The 22340-nt window shown below is 70.4% G+C and carries 17 protein-coding genes and 1 pseudogene; 10 read left to right on the forward strand and 8 right to left on the reverse strand.

The genetic code is table 11. The features are described 5' to 3' along the window. Positions 1-54: 54 nt before the first annotated feature. The 3 genes from PBV52_RS44395 to PBV52_RS44405 all read right to left on the reverse strand — a co-directional run bounded on the left by PBV52_RS44395 (position 55) and on the right by PBV52_RS44405 (position 2044). Complete coding sequence (locus tag PBV52_RS44395; RefSeq protein ID WP_274247049.1) at positions 55-195, reverse strand: hypothetical protein; 141 nt, start codon at positions 193-195, stop codon at positions 55-57. Positions 196-419: 224 nt separating this feature from the next. Then, positions 420-1205 carry a calcium-binding protein gene (locus tag PBV52_RS44400; protein ID WP_274247051.1) on the reverse strand — a complete coding sequence of 262 codons (786 nt, stop codon included), beginning with the start codon at positions 1203-1205 and terminating at the stop codon, positions 420-422. A gap of 65 nt (positions 1206-1270) precedes the next feature. After that, positions 1271-2044, reverse strand: coding sequence for a calcium-binding protein (locus PBV52_RS44405; RefSeq protein WP_274247053.1), 774 nt, complete (start codon positions 2042-2044; stop codon positions 1271-1273). 956 nt (positions 2045-3000) lie between these two features. Between PBV52_RS44405 and PBV52_RS44410 the strand changes: the two genes are divergently transcribed. Then, a complete protein-coding gene (locus tag PBV52_RS44410) occupies positions 3001-4764 on the forward strand; it encodes an AMP-binding protein (RefSeq protein ID WP_274247054.1) in 1764 nt (587 codons plus the stop codon). A 2-nt stretch (positions 4765-4766) separates the two neighbouring features. Continuing rightward, positions 4767-8036, forward strand: coding sequence for a carboxyl transferase domain-containing protein (locus PBV52_RS44415; protein WP_274247056.1), 3270 nt, complete (start codon positions 4767-4769; stop codon positions 8034-8036). Positions 8037-8654: 618 nt separating this feature from the next. Here PBV52_RS44415 and PBV52_RS44420 read toward each other — a convergent pair. Continuing rightward, entirely contained in the window at positions 8655-9449 is a 795-nt protein-coding gene (locus PBV52_RS44420; protein WP_274247059.1) for a hypothetical protein, read from the reverse strand. A 91-nt stretch (positions 9450-9540) separates the two neighbouring features. Continuing rightward, positions 9541-10497 carry a helix-turn-helix domain-containing protein gene (locus tag PBV52_RS44425; protein ID WP_306801471.1) on the reverse strand — a complete coding sequence of 319 codons (957 nt, stop codon included), beginning with the start codon at positions 10495-10497 and terminating at the stop codon, positions 9541-9543. A gap of 288 nt (positions 10498-10785) precedes the next feature. On the opposite strand from PBV52_RS44425, the gene PBV52_RS44430 reads away from it, so the two are divergent. The 5 genes from PBV52_RS44430 (at position 10786) to PBV52_RS44450 (ending at position 14866) form a co-directional block, all read left to right on the forward strand. Then, a complete protein-coding gene (locus tag PBV52_RS44430) occupies positions 10786-12147 on the forward strand; it encodes an ATP-binding protein (protein WP_274247061.1) in 1362 nt (453 codons plus the stop codon). Next, a complete protein-coding gene (locus tag PBV52_RS44435) occupies positions 12144-12557 on the forward strand; it encodes a roadblock/LC7 domain-containing protein (protein ID WP_274247063.1) in 414 nt (137 codons plus the stop codon). Before PBV52_RS44430 ends, PBV52_RS44435 begins: the two co-directional genes overlap by 4 nt. Next, positions 12554-12913: a DUF742 domain-containing protein gene (locus tag PBV52_RS44440; protein ID WP_274247065.1), complete on the forward strand. Its 360-nt coding sequence runs from the start codon at positions 12554-12556 to the stop codon at positions 12911-12913. The genes PBV52_RS44435 and PBV52_RS44440 overlap by 4 nt, the downstream gene beginning before the upstream one ends. Further along, positions 12891-13493, forward strand: coding sequence for an ATP/GTP-binding protein (locus tag PBV52_RS44445; RefSeq protein WP_128429928.1), 603 nt, complete (start codon positions 12891-12893; stop codon positions 13491-13493). The genes PBV52_RS44440 and PBV52_RS44445 overlap by 23 nt, the downstream gene beginning before the upstream one ends. A 65-nt stretch (positions 13494-13558) precedes the next feature. Then, a complete protein-coding gene (locus PBV52_RS44450; protein WP_373922046.1) occupies positions 13559-14866 on the forward strand; it encodes a cytochrome P450 in 1308 nt (435 codons plus the stop codon). Here the strand turns inward: PBV52_RS44450 and PBV52_RS44455 are convergent, their stop codons facing one another. Beyond that, positions 14867-16108: a cytochrome P450 gene (locus PBV52_RS44455; protein ID WP_274247070.1), complete on the reverse strand. Its 1242-nt coding sequence runs from the start codon at positions 16106-16108 to the stop codon at positions 14867-14869. 181 nt (positions 16109-16289) lie between these two features. Between PBV52_RS44455 and PBV52_RS44460 the strand changes: the two genes are divergently transcribed. Continuing rightward, the gene (locus tag PBV52_RS44460; RefSeq protein WP_274249953.1) at positions 16290-16688 is read left to right on the forward strand and encodes a hypothetical protein; all 399 of its coding nucleotides are present in this window, start codon (positions 16290-16292) and stop codon (positions 16686-16688) included. 434 nt (positions 16689-17122) lie between these two features. Here the strand turns inward: PBV52_RS44460 and PBV52_RS44465 are convergent, their stop codons facing one another. Next, on the reverse strand, positions 17123-19423 hold the full coding sequence (locus PBV52_RS44465) for an FdhF/YdeP family oxidoreductase (RefSeq protein ID WP_274247072.1): 2301 nt from the start codon (positions 19421-19423) through the stop codon (positions 17123-17125). Between the two features lie 300 nt (positions 19424-19723). Here PBV52_RS44465 and PBV52_RS44470 point away from each other — a divergent pair, with 300 nt between their 5' ends. Continuing rightward, entirely contained in the window at positions 19724-20638 is a 915-nt protein-coding gene (locus PBV52_RS44470; RefSeq protein WP_274247074.1) for a LysR family transcriptional regulator, read from the forward strand. Positions 20639-20940: 302 nt separating this feature from the next. Further along, a complete protein-coding gene (locus PBV52_RS44475) occupies positions 20941-21084 on the forward strand; it encodes a hypothetical protein (protein WP_274247076.1) in 144 nt (47 codons plus the stop codon). Here the strand turns inward: PBV52_RS44475 and PBV52_RS44480 are convergent. Next, positions 21074-21486, reverse strand: a pseudogene (locus tag PBV52_RS44480) (IS5 family transposase); the annotation flags it as partial. The gene PBV52_RS44475 and the pseudogene PBV52_RS44480 sit on opposite strands and share 11 nt — an antisense overlap. Between the last annotated feature and the right edge of the window lie 854 nt (positions 21487-22340).

Raw genomic sequence — 22340 nt, forward strand, 5'->3', positions numbered from 1 at the left:
GGTAGCGGTGCCTCTCGGGGCGACTCGGCCCCGAGAGGCACCGGATGGGGCGGTTTAGGAGATGTACGAGTAGGTGGTGCAGGCGCTCGTGCTCACCCAGTCGTGGGATGAGATCTTGTTGTGCATTTTCGTGGTGCGGGCGTTCTCGAACGTGTTGCGGGCCAGGCTGTCGACGTACAGTTCGCAGCGCTTCAAGCCGCCGTAGCCGTAGCCGTCGTCGTGGTTGTCGGGGCCGCCGGTGAGTCGGTAGAGCGCGACGATCGAGCCGCCGACGCCTCCGACCCGATCGGTCCCAGGGGGCTCCCACGCTTCCCCGACCCGACGACAGAGTGCAGTGCGGTACCGGGGAACTGTCGGGACGAGGGGACTTGAACCTGCGGCTCGGGAGTTTCACATCCGGCCGCACGAAGGGTCGTTGATCAGGGGCAGTTGAGGGCCGTGTCGCCGGTGTCGCGGTTGCAGGTGTCGAAGCCGAGGCCGCCGTCGAGGCTGTCGTTGGCGATCACGTTGTCCACGGCGTTGAGAGTGTCGTTGCCTTCGCCGCCGATGTGCGTGTCGTTGCCGCGGCCCCCGTTGAGGGTGTCGTTGCCCTGGTCACCACTGAGGGTGTCGTTGCCGTCGTCGCCGTTGAGGGTGTCGTTGCCGGCATTGCCGTTGAGGGTGTCGTTGCCGGCCAGCCCGGAGATCGTGTCGTTGCCGGGGCCGCCGTTGATGGTGTCGTTGCCCGGCGTCGCCCGCAGTCCGGTGGCAGCCGGATCGTCGCCGACGAGCCGGTCCGCCCGGGGGCCGCCGATGAGGCGGTCGTCACCCGCACCGCCGATCACCGTTCCGGCGGCCTCCAGGTTCGGCGAGATGGTGACGCTGTCATCGGCGTCGTCGGCGTTGACCCGTATCGACGTGACGGGCAGCGGACACTCTGCCGTGTGCGTCCCCGTCGACTGACACGGGGCGACGGCGGCCACGGTGTCCCCCGCGTCCGTCACTACGACAACGTTGCCCTGACGCCGGATGGTGATGTCGTTCGCCACCCCCTGGTCAGCTGTGACGACCAGGGCGTCACCCACCTCCTGCACGACCGTGGTGCCTGCCAGGCCCCCGCCGGGGGCCGCACCGGGCGCACCGGGCGCGGCGGAGGCGGCGGTCAGTGGGGCGCAGGTGAGTGCGCCGATCGCCACCACCGTGGTGCAGATACTCCGTGTTCTCATCGGTGCCCGCCTTTCGTGTCGTCTCGCTGTTGTACGGGTACTGGCGTGCTGCTCACTCGCGCTGGTCAGGGGCATCCGCTGACGTTGTCGCCCAAATCGGCGCGGCAGTCGTCCGCGTCGGCGCCGCCTTCGACGTAGTCGTTGCCGCTGACGTTGTCCACGGCGTCGATGGTGTCCCGGCCGTTGCCGCCCTCGGCGTAGTCGTTGCCGGTGCCGGCGACGATCTGCTCGTTGCCGTTGCCGCCGTAGATCACGTCGTTGCCGGCGCCGCCGTCCACGATGTCCGAGCCGCCGCGTCCCTCGATGGAGTCATTGCCGGAGCCGCCGAAGATCCTGTCCGCCTCGGCTCCTGCGGTCAGCGTGTCGTTGCCTGCGCCGCCGGAGAGGAAGTCGGATCCCTCGTCGCCTTCGAGGGTGTCGTTGGCGGATCCGCCGTAGAGGTTGTCGTTGCCGGCCCCGCCGACGAGGGTGACGCCGAGGGCCGCCAGCGAGGAGGTGACGTTGTCGTCCTGGTCGCCGGCGTTGACCACGAGTTCGGTGGTGTCGGCGGCCCTGCAGGCGACTTCGGTCGTGCTGATGGCGTAGCAGTCGCCGGACGGTGCGACCGTGTCTCCGGTGTCTCTGATTCTGATGCCGCTGCCTGACTGCCAGACACTGATCGTGTTGCCCCGTCCGACTCCGGCGGTGACCGTGATGGTGGTGCCGGTCTTGTTCACCAGCGTCGTGGCGAGAATGTGTGGCGTCGGTGCGCCGGCCCCGCGGGCCACGCCCGTGAGGCAGAGAGTGAAACCACACACCGTGGCAAGAAGTGCCACGGTGTGATGACGCGTTCTCTTCATGACCTGCTCCTGACGATAGGGCGCTGAATTTCGATCTCACAGTCGTGCGCATTTCCTTTTGCTTCGATCACCGGGCCAATCGGAGGAGACAGGTATTGACGGCTCCGGCGGTCGCGTCTGAGGCAGATGGTTTGCCGACCGCAGCCGGGACCCAATAGCCGGCCTTCGCGGAGTGCGAGGGAAACGGGGGAAATGGTGTGGCCGCAAGCGCTGAACGTGCGGCTGCGGCTCACCCCGGCGCGACACCCGGATGTCCTTGCCGCTTTCAACAGTCCTCAGTCCTCGCAGACCCCTCCCATCGCGCCATGGCCGACGCCTGCTCAACCGGTGATCGGCCCTGGCGCCTGGGCACCCAGAGCATGCCGGGATGCGAAGCCGTGCTGAAGCCGAATTAGCGCCATTGCCGAATACGCGGTCTCCGCGCGTGGATCGTCGCCCTGACCGGGGATGGATGAACTGCGCGCATGTCTGCGCTTGATTTGCGTCAGCCCCGGCTGCGTCAATTCACGATTCACCCGTATCGAATTCAATTAATCGCGGGGTGAGTTGATTCGGCCCGCACGGTCGATCTGAAAGGGTTCGTGAACAGGGCTTTCCGCTGGTATGTCCAAGCGGCTTCGGGCTCTGCGCCGGCGACCCTGGGTATCCCGGCCTGCCTCGGTGTGAAAGGTGGACGTCAAGGGCGTCCAGTGGCGGCCGGGCCGCCACTGTGCCAGAGCACTTCGGGCACGTACACGAGCCTCCTGGCGCGGCTCTGGCTTGTTCGTAACCTGCCGGTGTGGGGATCATCGTCGGCGGGTCGGCAGTCACCGGCCCGGTCTCGCGCAGTTCAAGGAGACGGCAGCCCCCGGCCTGCCCCCACTGCGTCCGGCCCCTTGTCCCGGCTTGCGGGCTCCCTTTACGGTGATGCGGCACATGCCGACCAGTTGGTATGCCTGAGCCGGGTGGAGGCCGTCGTGGCGGACAACGCGCGCGTGGAGGAGTACTTGGCCGACGTACGGGCCCGCCAGCAGCGCGTATGGCCGGCCTCGATGCCGAGGGAGGTGGTGTACCCGTTCGGGCAGCGGCCGGTCACCGACCACCTGCGGCACTGGGCCCGGCGCCATCCCGACCGAGTCGCGATCACCTTCTACGGCGAGCAGATCACGTACGCGGCGCTGGAGGACCTGACGGCGCGGCTGTGCGGCTGGCTGCAGCGCAGCGGCGTACGCCCCTCAGACCGCGTCGGGGTGTTCCTGCCCAACTGCCCGCAGTTCATCGTCGCCATGCTCGGCATCCTGCGCGCCGGAGCCGTGCACGTCCCGGTGAACCCGATGTTCCGGGAGTACGAGCTGCGGCACGAGCTGGCCGACGCCGGGGTGGAGCTCCTGATCACTCTGGACACCCTGCGACCGCTGGTCGAGGCGGTGCGGTCCGGCACAGCCGTACGGAGCGTGCTCGTCACCAGCCTCGCCGACATGCTCCCCTCCGATCCGGTGTTGCCGTTGCCGTCCGGCCTGGCGGGTGCCGGCCCGACCGGCAGTGGGTGGGGACAGGCCGTGGGCGGTGCCCGCGGCCAGGACCAGCCGGCCGACCTGGACGCGCTCGCCGCCCTGAACTACACCGGAGGGACGACCGGCCTGCCCAAGGGGTGCGAACACTCCCAGCGGCACATGCTCTACACCGCGGCGACGGCGGCGGCCGCCAGCGGCATGGACCTCTCCGGCGACAACCCCGACGTGCTGCTGATCTACGTGCCGGTCTTCTGGATCGCCGGCGAGGACTTCGGCATCCTGCTGCCGCTGCTGACCGGCAGCGGCATCGTGCTGCTCACCCGGTGGGACCCCGAGGCCGTGCTGCAGGCGATCGAGCGGTACCACGTGACGCTGATGCTGGGCACGGTCGACAACTACGTCGAGCTGATGGAGCACCCCGGTCTGCCCGGCACCGACCTGTCCAGTCTGGCGCAGCCGCGGGCCATGTCGTTCGTGCGCAAGCTGACGCCGGCGATCCGGGCCCGGTGGAGCTCCCTGGTCGGTGAGCACAGCATGCTGCAGGAGGCGGCGTACGGCATGACCGAGACGCACACCGCGGACTCCTTCACCACCGGGTTCCAGCACGGGGATCACGACCTGCTGACCGAGCCGGTCTTCTGCGGACTGCCCGTGCCGGGAACCGAGTTCATGGTGGCCGACGGGGAGAGCGCCGAGCCGCTGCCGCTGGGCGAGAGCGGCGAGATCCTCGTACGTTCCCCCTCCCTGCTCACCGGGTACTGGCGGCAGCCGGAGGCCACCGCCCGGGTCCTGCGCGACGGCTGGCTGCACACCGGCGACATCGGAATGATCGACGAGGACGGGTGCCTGCACTACCTCGGCCGCAACAAGGAGATGATCAAGGTCTCGGGTATGAGCGTATTCCCGTCCGAGCTGGAGGCGCTGCTGGCCCGGCACCCGGATGTGCTGACCGCGGCGGTGGTACCGATGGACGATCCCCAACGGGGCCAGGTGCCGCTGGCGTTCGTCCAGCCCCGCCCCGGCGCCGCGCTGGACGCCGAGGGCGTGCGAGTGTGGGCGCGGGCGAACATGGCGCCGTACAAGGTGCCCGTGGTGAGGTGCGTCGACGCCCTGCCCATGACCACCACCGGCAAGGTGAAGAAGGGCGAGCTGCTGGAGCGGGCCGCGCGCATCGCCGTGTCTCCGGCGTCCCCGGCCGCTGCCGATGCTGACGAAAAGGACCGGTGACGATGGGTCTGGCCAAGCTGCTGGTCGCCAACCGCGGTGAGATCGCGGTACGGGTGATGCGCACCGCCCGCGAGCTGGACCTGCTGACGGTGGCGCTGCACTCCCGCGACGAGGCGGACGCGCTGCACACCCGCATGGCGGACGAGGTCGTGGTGCTCGACGGCGAGGGGCCGGGGGCCTTCCTGGACGCGGCGGCCCTGGTCGGTGCGGCGGTGCGCACGGGCTGCGACGCGGTCCACCCCGGCTACGGACTGCTGGCCGAGAACGCCGACTTCGCGCAGCGGTGCGCCGACGCCGGACTGACCTGGGTCGGGCCGCGCCCCGAGGTGCTGCGGACGCTCGGCGACAAGACCGCGGCCCGTGAACTCGCCGCGCGCCTCGGCGTGCCGGTGCTGCCGGCGACGTACGGCGACACCGGTATCGAGGAGGCTCGTGCGTTCATGGCCGGCCTCGGCGACGGTGCCGCGGTGATGGTCAAGGCGGTCGCCGGCGGCGGCGGGCGCGGCATGCGGGCGGTGTACGAGGCAGGGCAGTTGGAGGAGGCCGTCCGGCGCTGCCGTTCGGAGGCCTCGCACGCCTTCGGCGACGGCGCGGTCTACGTCGAGCAGTTGCTGCGGCGTGCCCGCCATGTCGAGGTGCAGGTGCTCGGCGACGGCACGGGCGCCGTCGTCGGCTACGGCGACCGCGACTGCAGCCTGCAGCGGCACCGGCAGAAGATCGTGGAGATCGCGTCGGCGCCCGGCCTCGACGCGGCGGTGCGGGCCGGGCTGCACGATGCGGCGCTGCGCATGGCCCGGGAGGTCGCCTATGCCGGTCTCGGCACGTTCGAGTTCCTCGTGGACACCGGCGACGGCTCCCCGGGCTTCTACTTCCTCGAGGCCAACCCGCGCATCCAGGTCGAACACACCGTCACCGAGGAGGTCACCGGCATCGACCTGGTCAAGGCCCAGCTGCGGGTGGCTTCCGGCGAGAGACTCGACCGCATCGGGGCGGGGCAGGCTCCCGTTCCCCGCGGCTGCGCGGTGCAGGTGCGGGTCAACGCCGAGACGGTCCGCCCCGACGGGACGGTGCTGCCCTCCGCCGGCACGCTGGACGTCTTCTGGCCGCCGGCCGGGCCGGGTGTGCGCGTCGACACCGCCGCGTTTCCCGGCGGCCGGGTCAGCCCGCGCTTCGACTCACTGCTGGCCAAGCTCGTCGCCCACGACGGCTCCGGCAGCTTGCCCGACACGCTCGCCCGCGCCCGCCGCGCCCTGGCGGAGCTGAGGGTCGAGGGAGTCGCCACCAACACCGAGGTGCTGCTGCGGCTGTTGGAGGCACCCGAGGTCGTCGCCGGGCGGCTGCACACGGCGCTCCTTGACGAACTCCTGCCCACACTGGTCCCGCAGGAGACAGACGAGGAGAAGGACGCCGAGGTTACCGACGCGTTGGAGCCACAGGGCACGCTCACCGTCACCGCCCCCATGACGGCCACCGTCGTCGACGTCGCCGTCGCCGAAGGAGAGCGCGTACGGGCCGGAAGCACCTTGGTGGTCCTGGAGTCCATGAAGATGGAGCACCTGCTCCAGGCGCCGGGCGACGGCGTGGTCGTCGCCGTACGGGTGGAGCTGGGTGAACTGGCCGAGCACGGTCAGCCGCTGGTGGTGATGGAGGCCACCGGCGAGGCGGACGGTGAGCCGCGCCCCGAGGAACGGCCGGATCCGGACGCCCCCCGCGCCGATCTGGAAGAGGTGCGGGCGCGCAAGCGGTTCGGCGACGACGCCGACCGCCCCGAGATGGTCACCCGGCGGCACGCCGAGGGGCGGCGCACCGCCCGTGAGAACATCGCCGACCTGTGTGACCCGGGCAGTTTCGTCGAGTACGGCGGCCTGGCCATGGCCGCCCAGCGCAGCCGCCGGTCCCTGGACGACCTGATCCGCCGCACGCCCGCCGACGGCCTGGTCGGCGGCGTGGGCACGGTGGGGGCCGACCGGTTCGGCCCCCGGTCCGCCCGCGTGGTGGCGATGTCGTACGACTACAGCGTGATGGCCGGCACCCAGGGCATGACGGGCCACCGCAAGAAGGACCGCCTCTTCGCGTTGGCCGAACAGGCGCACCTGCCCGTCGTCCTGTTCGCCGAAGGGGGCGGCGGCCGGCCGGGCGACGTGGACGGCACGGTGGTCTCCGGACTGGACTGCATGGCCTTCGCGCTGTTCGCGTCCCTGAACGGGAAGGTGCCGCTGGTCGGCATCGGCTCGGGGCGCTGCTTCGCCGGCAACGCCGCGCTGCTCGGCTGCTGCGACGTCATCATCGCCACGCCCGAGGCCACCATCGGCATGGGCGGCCCGGCGATGATCGAGGGCGGGGGTCTGGGCAGCTACGCCCCGGAGGACATCGGGCCGGTCGAGGTCCAGCGGGCGAACGGCGTCATCGACCTCGACGCCGAGGACGACGCGGATGCCGTCCGGCTGGCGCGCACGTATCTGTCGTACTTCCAGGGCCCGGTGACGGAATGGGAGTGCCCCGACCAGCGCCGACTGCGCCACCTCATTCCCGAGAACCGGCGGCGGGCGTACGACGTGCGTGCGGTCATCGCCACCCTCGCCGACGCGGACTCCGTCCTGGAACTGCGACGGCACTTCGGACGCGGCGTCATCACCGCTCTGGCCCGGGTGGAGGGTCGCCCGTGCGGCATCCTCGCCAACGACCCGCGGCATCTGGGCGGCGCCATCGACTCCGACGCGGCCGACAAAGCGAGCCGCTTCCTGCAGTTGTGCGACGCGTTCGGGCTGCCGGTGGTCTCCCTGTGCGACACACCCGGGTTCATGGTCGGCCCCGAGGCGGAGAAGACCGCGACCGTCCGGCATGTCAGCCGCATGTTCGTCCACGCCTCGGCGCTCACGGTGCCCTTCGGGGTGATCGTGCTGCGCAAGGGCTATGGGCTGGGCGCCCAGGCCATGGCCGGCGGCGGCTTCCGCATCCCCCGGTTCACGGTGGCGTGGCCCACGGGCGAGTTCGGGCCGATGGGCATCGAGGGCGCGGTGCGGCTGGGCTACCGCCGGGAGCTGGCGGCCATCGAGGACGCGGACGAGCGCGAGCGGGAGTTCGCCCGCAGGGTCGCGGCCGCCTACGAGCACGGCAAGGCACTCAACGTCGCATCGGTCTTCGAGATCGACGACGTCATCGACCCGGCCGAGTCCCGACGCTGGATCAGCACGCTGCTGCATGACCCTGACCCTGACCCTGACCCTGAGCCCGGGCAGCGCGGCTCGCGCCGCTGCGTCGACACCTGGTGAAGGCCCGCCGACGCCCGGGCACACGGCCCGCTTCCGTGGTCGCCGTGTGTCTTCCGGCCGGCCGTGCGCGGCGATGCCGGGGCACCGCCACCCGTGCGGCGGGCCGGGCATGGGCGGCGTGGCCCGGACGCCGGTGACCCGGCCGCGGACGGTCTCGTCGGCGTACGCCAGGAAGCAGGCGTCCTGCGGGCGGAGTTTGCCGCCACGATGACTTACCCGGGTTCGATCCACCTGGTGGTGCGGCGAAGGCCGGACCGCTAACGACCGCCGGTGCTCACGCGCCATGGCCGACGGTCGGTCTGTCGCGCACGGTACGCACGTCGGCCGGCGGCTGCGGACGCGGCCACCGATGCCCCCCTCTGGCAGACGCCGCGCGCCACCCCGCCCTACCCGCCGGAGGTGCTGCACAGCCTGGTGCATGCCGGCGGCGCGGTGCACGCGGCGTACTCCACCGGCGGACTGCCGGGCGCACGGTTCGCCGGGGCGGCGGTGGCGTAGTTCGGGCTGCCCGCCGAGCGGGACGGGGCGTGTACTCGTGCAGGACGGCGGTGATCACGCGACGGTGGGGATGGGCGCGGCGGCCGGTGCTGCTGCGCAGCCAGCCGTGCCCGCAGGGCGTCAGCCGCTCGGAACGGCGGGAAAGCCGTCCGAGGAGTCGGCCGGCCGCCCCGACGCCCAGACACGCTCGAACTCGCCGTGGAAGTGCTCGTACCAATGTCCGTCCCGGCCCGGCCGCAGCGCGAAGACGGCATCCCCGCTGGCAGAACTGTGTGAGTAGACATCGACGTAGGTGATCCCGTGGGACCGCTGTGGATCGAGGAGTACCAGCCCGAAGGCAGGGACGAAGGGCAGAAAGCGCACCTCCACCCGGCCGTCGACTCCAGGCTTCTCAACAAGGTCCCGTAGCAGGTCGATCGATGGGCGCAGCCGGTTTTGGTAGACCTCGGGCCGGTCAGGCATCGTGCTGCGTCGGGCGGCCTCCGCAGGTGCCGTGGTGTCCGGGTCGATGAGTGCGACCTTGACCAACGCTCCGGCGACCGCTCGGTGTTCCAACTCGTCGATGAGGTTGCGGAGCGTTCGCGCGAGCGTGACTCCGACGATCCTGATGTCCCGTGCACCGTGCACTTGTTGGACAACGTCCGGCTTGTCGGTGCTGAAGAAGTCCTGGGCCGACACCTCTCCCCGGCTGCGAGCGCGCATCTGCGCGGCCAGATCGGCGACTTGGCGGCGGCTGCCCAGCAGGCTCCCGGCCAGCAGGGCGAGCGTCGCCAGGATGGCAGCCGAGAGCACCTCGCCGTCGGCCACATCGAGCGCGCCGAGTACGGCCAAGGTCAGCGAGAGGAGCGCGGTGACGTAGATCTCCAGGTTCTCCCCTGCGGAGAGATCCTCACGTACCCGCCGTAGGAAGCGCATGGCGGTCATCGTTCGCGATCAACTGCCTGCCCGTCAATGACACAGGGAGGCCCCGTTCGCGCGGAGTCGATGCCGATGCGTGCGGGCGGGATCAGCGGGCCTTGGAACGCATCTCCCGGGGGCTCACCCCGAAGCGCCGACGGAAGGCCGTGCTCATCGCACTCGCCGAGGAGAAGCCCGAGGCGTACGTCAGGTCCGTGATCGTCATGTGCGCGCAGTCGGCGCGCAGGAGACGCTCGCGGACCAGACGCAGGCGCTCCTCGCGGATCAGGTCGCGAGGCGTGGTGCCCACCTGTTGGAGCGCGAGCTGGATCTGGCGGAGGGACCAGCCGAGGGCACGGGCCATGGAGGCGCCGGACAGGCCGGGGTCGGCCGCGTGCTCGCGCACATGACGGCGGACCACCGCCTCCACCTCGGTCAGCTGCCCCGGGACGTCGGGACGGTCGTCCCCGCAGGCGAGCATGCACAGCAGCTCGACGACGCGGTCGCAGACGGCGTCGAACTGCGGGGTGGTGAGATGGCCACGCTCGTCGTTCAGGCCGCGCACCATGGAGTGCACCACACGGCCCAGCCCCTTGGTCAGATCGAGCCCGGTGGCCAGCGGCGCCTTCCGGTTCAGCGGGCCGTCGATCTCCTGGGCCGGGATCGACATGATGACACCGCGCAGGGACGCGCCGTGCAGGATCTCGAAGGGCGCACCGAGTGTGATCAGGCTGCCCGTGCCCGGCGTCAGCCGCACCTCCTGGTCGTCCTGTCGCAGCAGCAGTTCGCCCGCGACAGGGAAGAGGAGCCGGTAGTCGGGGTCGGGCATCTGACGGATCAGGCCCGGTGTACGGGCGTACTCGATCTGGTCGCTGTACCAGGTGACGACCTGGTAGCTGTCGCTGCCCTGCCGGACCATCTTGCCGCGGAAGCCCTCGGCGCGGGCGTACTTGTAGTCCATCCTGGTCTGGTACGCCGCGACGCGCTCACTCCACAGATCGGTCTGCTCGCGGGCTCCGACCTCGGCGGTTCTCGTCGTCTCCACGACGTAGCTTCCCGTGGGCAACGCATCCCCTTTGCTGCGACGTCTCCCGACGGCCTCGGGAGCAGCCCCGAACGCCCCTGTGTTCGAGGACTGTTGTTCGGGGCGCAGCCTAGGGACCAGCAATCGGTTTCCGGAACTCGTATCGGCCTCATTGGCTTACGCCGGAGCCGAGCCGGTCGCGATCTGCAGGTCTCACGAACGCTCGTGCGTCCCGCGGCAACTTCCTTGCGCGCACGGACAAGTCCGCATGCGGATGCGCCACTACCGTCGTGCGCTGCCCGTCGACCCGCCACCCGCTGTGAGGACTTGATGACGGAACAGATACCGGAGGCGGTGTTCTGGTGCCTGGCCGTGGGCCTGTTCGCCGTCGCCGTGCTGCTGGTGCGCGAACGCGGCATCACCGCACGGCAGCGCAGACGGAACGCCGAATTGGGGGAGGGCCTTCGGGCACGGGACGAGGAACTGCGGCATCTCGTCTCGGCCCGGCTGCCGGCCCTGGAGGACGCGCCCCACCCGCAGGTACCGGCCGTCGGTCTGCTCGACACCCGGCTCGCCGACACGGAGTTCGCGAAGTGCCTCGACGGTGTCGTGGAGCGATTCGCCGGTGCGGTCGAGCACGCCCGGTCGAGCGCCGACCAGTCGGCGAAGGCCGCCTTGAAGGCGTCGATGCGCTCCCTCCAGGCCTTGGCGAACGAACAACAGGTGTCCATCTCCGAGATGCAGGATCGGCACGACAACCCCGGCGTGCTGAGCGATCTGCTCGAAATCGACCACGCAAACGCCCAGTTCGGCCGCCGTGCCCAGGTCATCGCCGTGCTGTGCGGCTCGTGGCCGGGCCGCCAGCGTGCCACCTCCGCGCTCGTGGAGGTCGTACGCGGCGCCACCTCCCGTATCCGCGACTACCGGCGCATCCGTATCAACGGCGAGGTCGACATCGCCGTGCGCAGCCGGGCCGTCGAACCGGTGGTACTGGCGGTCGCCGAACTGCTCGACAACGCGGCGCGTCACTCGCAGCCGGGCACGACCGTCGAGGTCACCGTCCAGACGGTGCACAACGGCGCCTGCGTGGTGATCGACGACGCCGGGGTCGGCATGGACGGCCAGGCGGCCGAGCACGCCGCCGAACTGCTCGCCCGCACATACGACGTGGACATCGTCCGGCTCGGTGACCCGCCCCGCTTCGGCTTCGCCGTCATCGGGGCGCTCACCGAGCGCTACGGGTTCACCGTCTCCGTGGACACGCTCTCCCCGTACGGCGGTGTACGCGCGGTGGTGTTCCTTCCGGCCGCCCTGCTCACGCACCTGGACGCCGCCGTCCAGGAGCCCGTGCCGCCCGCCGAACGGCCCGCGCCCACGTCCGCCGTCGCGCCCGCGCACCCCCCTGCGCATACGCACTCGACCGACACGGCCCCCACCGCCGATCCGGCCGCCCCCGCCCCCGATCCCCATGCCGCACCCGAACCCGCGGAGGCGACGACGCCGGGCGGCCTGCCCAGGCGCCGTCGCCGCTCCCCACGGCAACCGGCCCCGCAGCCCGTAGCGGCCGACGAGGTCGGCGGCCGCTCGGCCGAGGAGAACGCCCGGCGCATGGGCGCCTTCGCACGCGGCACCCGCTCGGGCAGGGACGCCCGGCACACGCTCCACGACGACGAAGGGAACAGCCACGAATGACCAGGCCCACCAACAACACGTTGGGCTGGATGCTGGACGAGGTGCTGAAGGTGCCGCAGGCGCGTCACGCGATCCTGCTCTCCGCCGACGGCATGCTCCGCGCCTTCTCCAAGGACATCGACCGCGACGACGCCGAACGGCTGGCCGCGGGTCTGTCCGGCGTCCAGTCGATCAGCCGCAGCACGGCCGAGTTCTGCGGCTCCGCGCACACCCCGTGGCGGCAGACCATGATCGAGTTCGCGCACGGCTACGTCTTCCTGGTCGCCGCCGGCGAGGGCGCCTACCTCGCCGTCTCCACCGGCGAGGACGTCGACATGGAGGCGGTCACCTACCGCATGCACAAACTCGTCGACCGGCTCGGCAAGGAGCTGACCAGCCCCGCCCGGCAGGACACCGGCAGCCCGGCATGACACCCCGGCGCCGCCCCGCAGACAGGCTGGTGCGGTCGTACGTCGTCACGGACGGCCGCGCCCACCCGACCCGCAACACCCTGGACCTGGTCACGCTGCTGATCGCCACCGACGATCTGCCGCTGACCGGACTCAACCCGGAAAAGCGCAGGCTCATGGAACTGTGCCGGCCCGGAGCCCTGTCGGTCGCCGAGGTGGCCGGCCACCTGTCGCTGCCGGTCGGCGTGGCCAAAGTGCTGATCGCCGATCTCATGGACAGCGGCCACATCGTCACCCGCGCCCCGATCCCCGCAGCCCGGCCGACCGACGCCAAAATCCTCCAGGAGGTGCTCGATGGACTCCGCGCCTGCCTCTGACGACGTCTACCTGCGGCCCAGTGTGCAGACGGCGGTCAAGCTGCTGATCGTGGGCCACTTCGCGGTCGGCAAGACCACGTTCGTCGGCACGCTCTCCGAGATCCGGCCCCTGTGCACCGAGGAGGTCATGACCGAGGCCGGCGCCCTCGTCGACGACCTGGCCGGCATGCGGGACAAGACGACCACCACGGTCGCCCTCGACTTCGGCCGGCTCACCCTCAACGACCGCCTGGTGCTCTACCTCTTCGGCACCCCGGGTCAGCAGCGCTTCACCCGGCTCTGGCAGGACATGACCCGGGGCGCGCTCGGCGCGCTCGTCCTCGCCGACAGCCGCCGCCTCAGCCAGTCGTTCGAGGTCATGGGCGTACTGGAGGAGCACGGACTGCCGTACGCGGTCGCCCTGAACCAGTTCCACGACGCCCCCGCGTACGAGCTCGACGAGGTGCGCGAGGCCCTCGACCTGCTGCCCGAAACTCCCCTCGTCCGCTGCGACGCCCGCGACCGGGTCTCGGCCACGCGGGCACTCATCCGTCTCGTCGAGTACCTCCTCACCCGCACCGGCCACCTGGAGCATGCGTGACCTCCGTACCGCCCTACCCGCCGCCGGGCTGCCCCGCGCACCCCGCGCACCCCGCGCACGAGTCCCTGCACGGGCCCGAGTTCGCCACCGACCCGGCAGCCGTCTATCGGCGGCTGCGCGACGTCGGCCCGATCGCACCGGTCGAACTGGCGCCCGGCGTGCGGGCCTCGCTCGTCGTCGGATACGACGCCGCCCTGCACGTGCTGCGCAGCACCGAGACGTTCTCCAAGGACGCCCGCCGCTGGAAGGACCTCGCGGACGGCACCGTACCCCCGGACAGCCCGGTCGTGCCGATGATGATGTACCGGCCGAACGCGCTGTGGGCCGACGGCGCGGAACACCGCAGGCTGCGCGGCGCGATCACGGACAGCGTGGCCAGGGTGGCCCCCGCCACCCTGCGCTCCTACGTCGAGGCGAGCGCGGACACGCTCATCGACCGCATCGCCCCGGCCGGGCGGGCCGATCTGCTCGGCGAGTACGCCCAGGTGCTTCCCCTGCTGGTGTTCAACCGCCTGTTCGGCTGCCCGGCCGACTACGGAGAACGGCTGGTGCAGGGGATGTCCGGGATCTTCGACGGAGTGGACGCCGAGAAGGCGAACGAACTGCTCGCGACGACGCTGCTGGACCTCGTCACACTGAAGCGCCGGCGGCCCGGGCCGGATGTGACGTCCTGGCTCATGGCCCATCCCGCCGAGCTCACGGACGAGGAGATGGTGCACACCCTCGTCCTGCTCATGGGCGCGGGTACCGAGCCCCAGCAGAACCTGATCGCCAACGGCCTGCGGCTGCTGCTGTCCGACGACCGGTTCGCGGGCAGTCTCTCGGGCGGCAGCATGCCGGTGGAGGACGCCCTCGACGAGGTGCTGTGGACCGACCCGCCCATCGCCAACTACGCCGTGCACTACCCGATCCATGACGTCGTGTACGAAGGGGTGCTGCTGCGGGCGGGGCATCCGCTCATGGTCAGTCTCGCCGCGGCGAACACCGACCCGTCCCTGACGGCGGATCAGCGCGCGGGCAACCGCGCCCACCTGGCGTGGAGCGCGGGCCCGCACAACTGCCCGGCGCAGGGTCCGGCCCGGCTGATCGCGGCGGTCGCGGTGGAGAAGCTGCTCGACCGCCTTCCGGACGTCGAACTCGCCGTACCCGTGGAGGAATTGGCCTGGCGGCCGGGCCCCTTCCACCGCGCGCTGGCCGCGCTGCCGGTGACGTTCCCGCCGGCCGCCGTCACCTCCTCCACCCCCGCCACCGTCGGCGACGAGGCGCCCGTGCAGCGCACCGCGCCGGCGCCCCGGCCGTCCGCGGTGCCCGAGGCAGGCCGCGTGCGGCGAGGATGGGGCGCCCGGCTGCTGGCGTGGTGGCGTGGCGAGTGATCAGGACAGGAGTACTGGGAGGGAGCGGTGGCCGTTGGAGATGAACGAGTCGACCGGCTCCAACTCGTCCTGAGGAACGGCGAGTCGGAGTCCGGGGAAGCGGTCGAAGAGCGACTGGAGCGCGATGCGGGCCTCCAGCCGCCCCAGCGGGGCGCCCAGGCAGAAGTGCACGCCGTGGCCGAAGGCGAGGTGCTCCTTGTCGGCGCGGGCGACGTCGAAGCGGTCGGCGTCCTCGCCGTACTTCCCGGGGTGACGTCCGGCGGCCGCGTAGGCGGCGAGGATGGCCTCACCCTTGCCGATCACCACCCCGTCCGGGCCGCCGAACTCGCTCATCACGAGGTCCTCGACGGCATACCGCAGCGGCAGGCTGGCGACGGGCGCCTCCACGCGGAGCGCCTCCTCGACCACGTCCTCCCAGGAGACGCGGCCGGAGCGGACGTGGGCGAGCTGGTCCGGATGGGTCAGCAGGAGGTGAATGGCGTTGTCGATCAGGTTGACCGTGGTCTCGTGACCGGCGCTGACCATGAGCACCAGAGTGTCGAGCAACTCCTGCTCGCTCAGCCCGGTGTCGCCGTCGTCGCGGGCCGCGATGAGCGCCGAGGTCAGGTCGTCGCCCGGCGACCGCCGCTTGAGCGCGACGAGTTCGCCCATCGCCGAGTAGAACCGTACGTAGATGTCGGTGACTTCCTCCGGGGTGGCGGAGGTGTGGAAGACGCCGTCCACGACGGCTCGAAGCTCCGCGCCCTGTTCCTCGGGCAGGCCGAAGAGTTCGCTGATCACCTGGATCGGCAGCGGATAGCAGAACGCCTCGCGCAGATCGACGACTTGGCCGTGCCGTCCGGCCACCTCGACCCGCTCCAGCAGGGCGGTGGCGATCTCCTCGACACGGGGTCGGAGCGCCATGGTGCGGCGTGCGGTGAACGCCTTGGAGACGAGGGCACGCAGCCGTTTGTGCTCGCCTCCGTAGGCGGTGAACATGTTCTGCACCGCCACCCAGGTGAACAGCGGCCATTCCGGGGAGATCTCGCCGTTGATCCACCGGGGCCAGTGCCGGCGCGGGTCCTTGGAGACGCGTGGATCGGTGAGCAGGCGCTTGAGGAGGTCTGGACTGCTCACGGCCCAGGCCCGCACACCGTCGGGCAGTTCGACGAGGGTCACCGGTCCGCGCTCGCGTAACCGGGCGGCCTCGCCGTGAATGTCGCGGCCGGTCGGGTCGATCACTAAGGGGTGGGGGTGTCCCACGGCAGCCTCCTGACGCTCGCACATCAATACGACCCGTAAAGCTACTTGAACGTAGTGTGTTCGGGTCAGAGCGGTCCCCGCGTGCTGCGCACGGGGACAACTTCCTTGCGCGCGGACGCAAGTGGGCGGTCTGTCTTCGCCCTACGGTCCGGGGTGTCGGATGGGAGAGCCGGTGAGTGCGATGACAGTCTTCAGGACCCCGTGGTGGCTGCAACCGGGCAGTGTCGAGGTGCGGATCGTGGCCGCGGGTGGCTGGTGGGACGCCGTACGCGTACCGCACGACCTGGGGATCGACGCACTCCGCAACCTTGGGGACGAGACGGGAGCCGTGATCGGGGACGGTTTCGGCGGACGCCTGTACTGGCTGATCCCTCCTGGCTCCGCCGCCGACTGGGAGCTCCCGCAGGTGCGTGTTCTGGGCCGGGGCTGCCACGTGGCGATCCCTCCGCTCCACCGCGTCACGCGCCCCGGTCTGTACTGGCGGGTCTCCCCGTCGCGCGGCCACGAGTGGACGAACACACCCCGCCTGCACTCCGCCCTCCGCACGGCCCTCCTCCGCGGGAAGTCGCGCACCATCTGACACCCGCCCCGGCCGAACCTGAGCCCGGCCGGGGTGGGATCCGCGAGGGGGGGGGCATGCCGTCGCTCGACGATGCCCGCAACTCTGATGCGGCGGATCTTGGCCAACGGAATCGCCTCCCTCCCGGCCTGCCCAGCCGATCGATGTTCTCGGCTCCTGTGCTGCGCGGGTGCGCGGGCGGGTTCCGGAGGGACGGTCGCCTGGGACGGCGGGGTCAGGGGCGGAGGGGCAAGGGCCCGGTCAGCCGAGCTTGAGACTGAAGGTGACCGAGTAGACCCCCACAGGGGCGCCGACCAGGGGCAGTACGGCGTAAACCCGGGCTCCCGCCCAATCCGCGGTCGGGCGAGGCGCGGGAAGCGACCTCCCCTCATGCCGGCGCTCCCGTGGCCGCCGCACGGGCCCCGGGTTCGCCCCGAAGCCCCTCCCGTGACGGCTCACGCCGGTCCCCGCTCCTCAGGGCGTTCCAGACGGACGATCACGGCCTTGGACGTCGGGGTGTTGCTGATGTCCGCGACGCTGTCGAGCGGTACCAGGACATTGGTCTCCGGGTAGTAGGCGGCGGCCGAACCCGGGGGAGTGGGATAGGCGACGACACGGAAGTCGTCCGCGCGGCGCTCCGAACCGTCGGACCAGACACTGACGAGGTCGACGACGGCGCCGTCCGCGAGGCCCAGGTCGGCGAGATCGGCCTTGTTCACCAGGACGACGCGTCGGCCGCCCTTGATGCCGCGGTAGCGGTCGTCCATCGCGTAGGGAATCGTGTTCCACTGGTCGTGCGACCGCAGGGTCTGCAGGACCAGATGCCCCTTGGGCGCCTGGAGCATGGTGAAGTCGTTGACGGTGAAGACGGCCCTTTTGGCGGGCGTGCGGAACACTCGGCTGTTGACCGGGTTGGGCAGGCGGAAGCCGCCGGGGCGCCGTACGCGCTCGTTGAAGTCCTCGAACCCCTCGACGACCCGGGAGATGCGGTCCCGGACGAGGTCGTAGTCGGCCTCGAAGTCCTCCCAGGGGATGTCCGGTTCGGATCCCAGCACCCTGCGGGCGAGGCGGCTGATGATGGACACCTCGCTCAGCAGGTGCGGGGAGGCAGGGGCGAGGCGGCCCCGGGTGGCATGGACTTCGCTCATGGAGTCCTCGACCGTCATGAACTGCTCCCCGCTCGCTTGGACGTCGCGGTCGCTGCGGCCGAGCGTGGGCAGGATGAGGGCCGTACGCCCGCAGACCGCGTGGGAGCGGTTGAGCTTGGTCGAAATGTGCGCGGTCAGCGAGCAGTTGCGCAGGGCGCGCTCGGTGACGTCACTGTCCGGGGTGGCCCGGACGAAGTTGCCCGCGACGCCCACGAACACCTTGGCCCGTCCGTCGCGCATGGCCCGGATCGAGTCGACGGAGTCAAGGCCGTGTGCCGTCGGCGCGGTGAAGCGGAACTCACGCCCCAGCCGGTCCAGGAACGGCTGGGGCATGCGCTCCCAGATGCCCATCGTGCGGTCGCCCTGCACATTGCTGTGCCCGCGGACCGGGCACACCCCCGCGCCCGGACGGCCGATGTTCCCGCGCAGCAGAAGGAAGTTGACGACTTCCCTGATGGTGGGAACGCCGTGCTTGTGCTGCGTCAGACCCATGGCCCAGCAGACGATGACGCCGCGGCTGCCCAGAACCCGCTCGTGCACTCGCTCGATCTGGTCACGGCTCAGCCCGGTGGCCTCCAGGACGTCGTCCCAGACGGTCCGGCGTATGTGCTCGGCGAAAGCGTCGTATCCGGTGGTGTGTTCCTCGATGAACTCCCGGTCGAGGACGGTGCCCGGCTCCTTGTCCTCCGCCTCGACCAGGAGCAGGTTGAGCGCCTGGAAAAGGGCGAGGTCGCCGCCGGGGCGGATCTGCAGGAACTCGTCGGTGATCTGTGTGCCGCGGCCGATCACGCCGCGCGCCTTCTGCGGGTGCTTGAAGCGCAGCAGCCCCGCCTCGGGCAGCGGATTGACGGCGACGACATGACCGCCGCGGCGCTTGGTCTCCTCCAGCGCGCTCAGCATGCGCGGATGGTTGGTCCCCGGGTTCTGTCCGACGACGAAGACGAGGTCGGCGTCGTAGATGTCGTCCAGGCTGACGCTGCCCTTGCCGATGCCCAGCGTCTCGTTCAGCGCCGAGCCGCTGGACTCGTGGCACATGTTGGAGCAGTCCGGCAGGTTGTTGGTGCCGAAGGCCCGCGCGAACAGTTGGAGCAGGAAGGCCGGCTCATTCGCCAGCCGCCCGGAGGTGTAGAACAGGGCCTCGCCCGGGTGCTGCAGGGCATGCAGCTCGTCGGTCAGCAGGTCCAGTGCCTCGTCCCAGCCGATCGGCTCGTAGTGGGTCGCGCCCTCGCGCAGCACCATCGGCTCGGTCAGTCGGCCCTGCTGGTTCAGCCAGTAGTCCGACTTCCTGCTCAGCTCGTCCACCGAGTACCGCCGGAAGAAGTCCGCGGTGACCCGCCGCGAGGTGGCCTCGTCGCTGATGTGCTTCGCGCCGTTCTCGCAGTACTCGTTGCGGTGTCGCTCGCCCGGCGCGGGCTCGGGCCAGGCACAGCCCGGGCAGTCGAAGCCCTTCGCCTGGTTGATGTTGAGCAGGGTCAGCGCGGTGCGCTTCGGTGACGTCTGGCCCAGCGCGTACTTGAGGGCGTGCACCACCGCGGGAGCGCCCGTGGCCCATGTCTTGGGAGCCGTCACGGACAGCTCGTCCTCATCCGGTTCGTCGAAGTCCCGCATCGAGCCTCATGCCCTTTCCGTCCTGGGCGGCGAGCTCGCTCGGCGCTGTCCGTCGCTCCCGGGAACGGGACAGCCGGCGTGTGATCGAAGCGCACGCGAGCGGAACAGGTCTCGCCGACCGTTCGCACTGACTCTTCGGCAAGGGAGCGAAGCGTGTCAAAGTGGCAGGTGTTATCGCGTGATAGGTACCGCCGATCAGTGGGCGTCAGCGAGTCAGTGGGCGTCAGCGAGGCGTGACCTCGGGAAACGAAGCCCGACCGTCAGTGGTGGATCATCGAGGCGTGGGTGGATCATTGAGGGGTGCTGCTGCGCCAACTCGAATACCTCGTCGCCCTCGCCCGCGCTCGCCACTTCGCGCAGGCCGCGCAGGCCTGCTACGTCTCCCAGCCGGCTCTGTCCGAAGGGATCCGCAAACTGGAGGAGGAACTCGGCATCCCTCTGGTCCAGCGGGGGCGCAGGTTCGACGGGCTCACACCGGAGGGCGAGCGGGTCGTTCTGTGGGCGCAGCGTATCCTCGCCGACCGGGACGCGTTGCAGGGCGAGATCCAGGCACTGCGGTCGGGGCTGAGCGGCCGGTTGCGCATCGGGACCGTCCCGACCGCGTCCACGGCGGTCGCCCTGCTGACCCAGCGGTTCTGCGCCTCCAACCCATTGGCGACCGTCCAGGTGTTCGCCGATCTGCGGGCCGAGGACATCGTGAACAGGCTTCGGTCGTACGAGCTGGACGCCGCCGTGACCTACCACAGCTCCGCCGTGGAGCATGGCTTGAAGGTCGTCCCGCTGTACCAGGAGCGCTACGTGTTCCTGACCCAATGGCCCGCCACCGACACCGGCCCCGTCGAGGTCACCTGGGAGGAGGCCGCCCAGCACCCGCTCTGTCTGCTGCACCCGATGATGCAGGGGCGCCAGGTTCTCGACGCGGTGTTCGAATCCGTAGGTGTCTCCGTGGCCCCGCGCGTCGAGACCGACTCCATCGCCTCCCTGTTCGCGCAGGTCAGGTCCGGCCAGTGGGCGAGTATCGTGCCGCACGCCTGGCTGCATGTCTTCGGCGTACCCACGGGCATGCGGGCCGTCCACCTGGTCCGGCCCGTCCGCACGGAGCGGATCGCACTGGTGCTGCCGGCGCGTGAGCCGGTCTCCGTGATCGGCCAGGCGCTTGTCGACGCCGCCGACCGGGCGGGCATCGCGGCCGCGCTGGAAGAGGTGCCCGAGTAATGGTGCTGCGGCAGGTCGCCGGTGCTGAACATCGTGCTCCCGGCTGCCGTGTGGTGCCCTCGCCGCCACAACTGCACCGCGTGCGACCATCGACGGCCTCAGCACGCGGTGAGGTGATCAGCCGCCCATGCGCCCCGCGGACCTGATCACTCCGCAGTTCCGTCTGGAGCCTCTGGGCCCCCAGCACCACAGGGCGTACCCCTCCATCCGAACGCATAGCGGCCTACGTCGCCGCGCTCCTTGAGCGGTGGTGCAACATCACCGAGGGCGAGGAGGACACCTCGCCCTGGTCGACCGGCCCGTTGATCAGCGAGGCCAGTGGTCCGCTGATCTACTTCCCGATGCGGTGGAGCATGGCCGAGGCGGCGTCGGCCTACGCGGCAGCCGTGGCGGAGTCCATGGGGCTGGTCTGTTTCGACGTGCAGCAGGACCGGCTCAGGCCTTGAGCAGGGTAGCCAATCGGCGGTAGCCAATGAGGGATGCAGCGATGCCGACGAAGGTAAGGAAGTGTTCGGCCTTGCGTTCGTGGCGCTGGTGGAGACGTCGGCAGCCTGCAAGCCAGGACACGGTTCTCTCGACTACCCATCGGTGGCGGCCGAGCCGTTGTGAGGACTCGACGCCCTTGCGGGCGATGCGGTGGCGGATTCCCCGACGGCGGAGCCATCGGCGCAGTGGTCGTAGTCGTATCCCTTGCCGGCATGCAGATTTGCTGGCCGCCGGCGCCGGAGGCCGCGGCGGGACCGGATGGGTGGGATGCCGCGCATGAGCGGCTCCAGGCCCTGGCTGTCGTGCATGTTCGCACCGGAGATGCCAAGGGGCAACGGCAGTCCGTTCCTGTCGGTGATGAGGTCTCACCGAGGGCGCGGAGGTCTCTGACCAGGCAGTTCGTGGTGCGGGTGTCGGTGTCGAGGGCCTGTTCCGACTTCCCCTTCGGGCGGCGGACCGGGACGCGGATGCCGATGCCGGCGCCGATGTCCGGGGTGGAGCCCGGCTCGACATCGGAGAGCCACAGCGGGGTGCCGTCCGGGGCGGACAGGAACTGGACGTTGCCGCCGAAGCTCTTGTGTTTCTGGCTGAACCACAGGTCGTTGCCGTTGTCCCGAGTGCCGGCCAGGCGGTCGCTCTCGATGAGCATGCCGTCGAGGATCACGTGACTCATCTCCTCCTCGTGGCAGCGGTCCAACACCTCGTGCAGATCGGGTGCTTGGGCGGCGAGGATGTCGATGCCCTCGTGCAGGTAGCGACAGCTGGTGGCCTGGGAGATGCCGGCGTCCTGGCCAGGCAGTGCACGCAGCCCCGCTCACGGAACCAGCGCAGCACGAGGACCGCCTGCCGGAACGTGCCCAGTGCGCGCGAGCCCGCGGGGTGCCCAGACGACGGCGATGCGCGGCAAGCAGCCGGGAGAGGTGCACCACGATGTGGCGCGGGACATCGAGCGTGGCAGCACAGGTGACCAACCTGAAGCCTCTGGTTCCGCGGACGATCTTGTGGTGAGAACCGTCCTACCAGGGGCTTCACGTCTCTCGACGATCGGGGCCAACCTGCCCCCACCCGTCCCGAATCGAGCGGTTCACATAGCTTAGCGAAGATCATTTCTCCGTGGCTAGGTCTGGGATTTCCCTGACTTCACGACCACGCTGGCTCCAAGATGTACGCAACCGTTTTCAGGAGATGCACGCTACTGCTCCCAACATTTGACACC

It is taken from the genome of Streptomyces sp. T12 (genome assembly GCF_028736035.1).
Lineage (GTDB): Bacteria > Actinomycetota > Actinomycetes > Streptomycetales > Streptomycetaceae > Streptomyces.

Bases quoted from the DNA above. Each gene is read 5' to 3' on its own strand.
- PBV52_RS44400 (WP_274247051.1), bottom strand. From the start codon at position 1,205: ATGAGAACACGGAGTATCTGCACCACGGTGGTGGCGATCGGCGCACTC.
- PBV52_RS44405 (WP_274247053.1), bottom strand. From the start codon at position 2,044: ATGAAGAGAACGCGTCATCACACCGTGGCACTTCTTGCCACGGTGTGT.
- PBV52_RS44415 (WP_274247056.1), top strand. From the start codon at position 4,767: ATGGGTCTGGCCAAGCTGCTGGTCGCCAACCGCGGTGAGATCGCGGTA.
- PBV52_RS44420 (WP_274247059.1), bottom strand. From the start codon at position 9,449: ATGCGCTTCCTACGGCGGGTACGTGAGGATCTCTCCGCAGGGGAGAAC.
- PBV52_RS44430 (WP_274247061.1), top strand. From the start codon at position 10,786: ATGACGGAACAGATACCGGAGGCGGTGTTCTGGTGCCTGGCCGTGGGC.
- PBV52_RS44435 (WP_274247063.1), top strand. From the start codon at position 12,144: ATGACCAGGCCCACCAACAACACGTTGGGCTGGATGCTGGACGAGGTG.
- PBV52_RS44440 (WP_274247065.1), top strand. From the start codon at position 12,554: ATGACACCCCGGCGCCGCCCCGCAGACAGGCTGGTGCGGTCGTACGTC.
- PBV52_RS44445 (WP_128429928.1), top strand. From the start codon at position 12,891: ATGGACTCCGCGCCTGCCTCTGACGACGTCTACCTGCGGCCCAGTGTG.
- PBV52_RS44460 (WP_274249953.1), top strand. From the start codon at position 16,290: ATGACAGTCTTCAGGACCCCGTGGTGGCTGCAACCGGGCAGTGTCGAG.
- PBV52_RS44465 (WP_274247072.1), bottom strand. From the start codon at position 19,423: ATGCGGGACTTCGACGAACCGGATGAGGACGAGCTGTCCGTGACGGCT.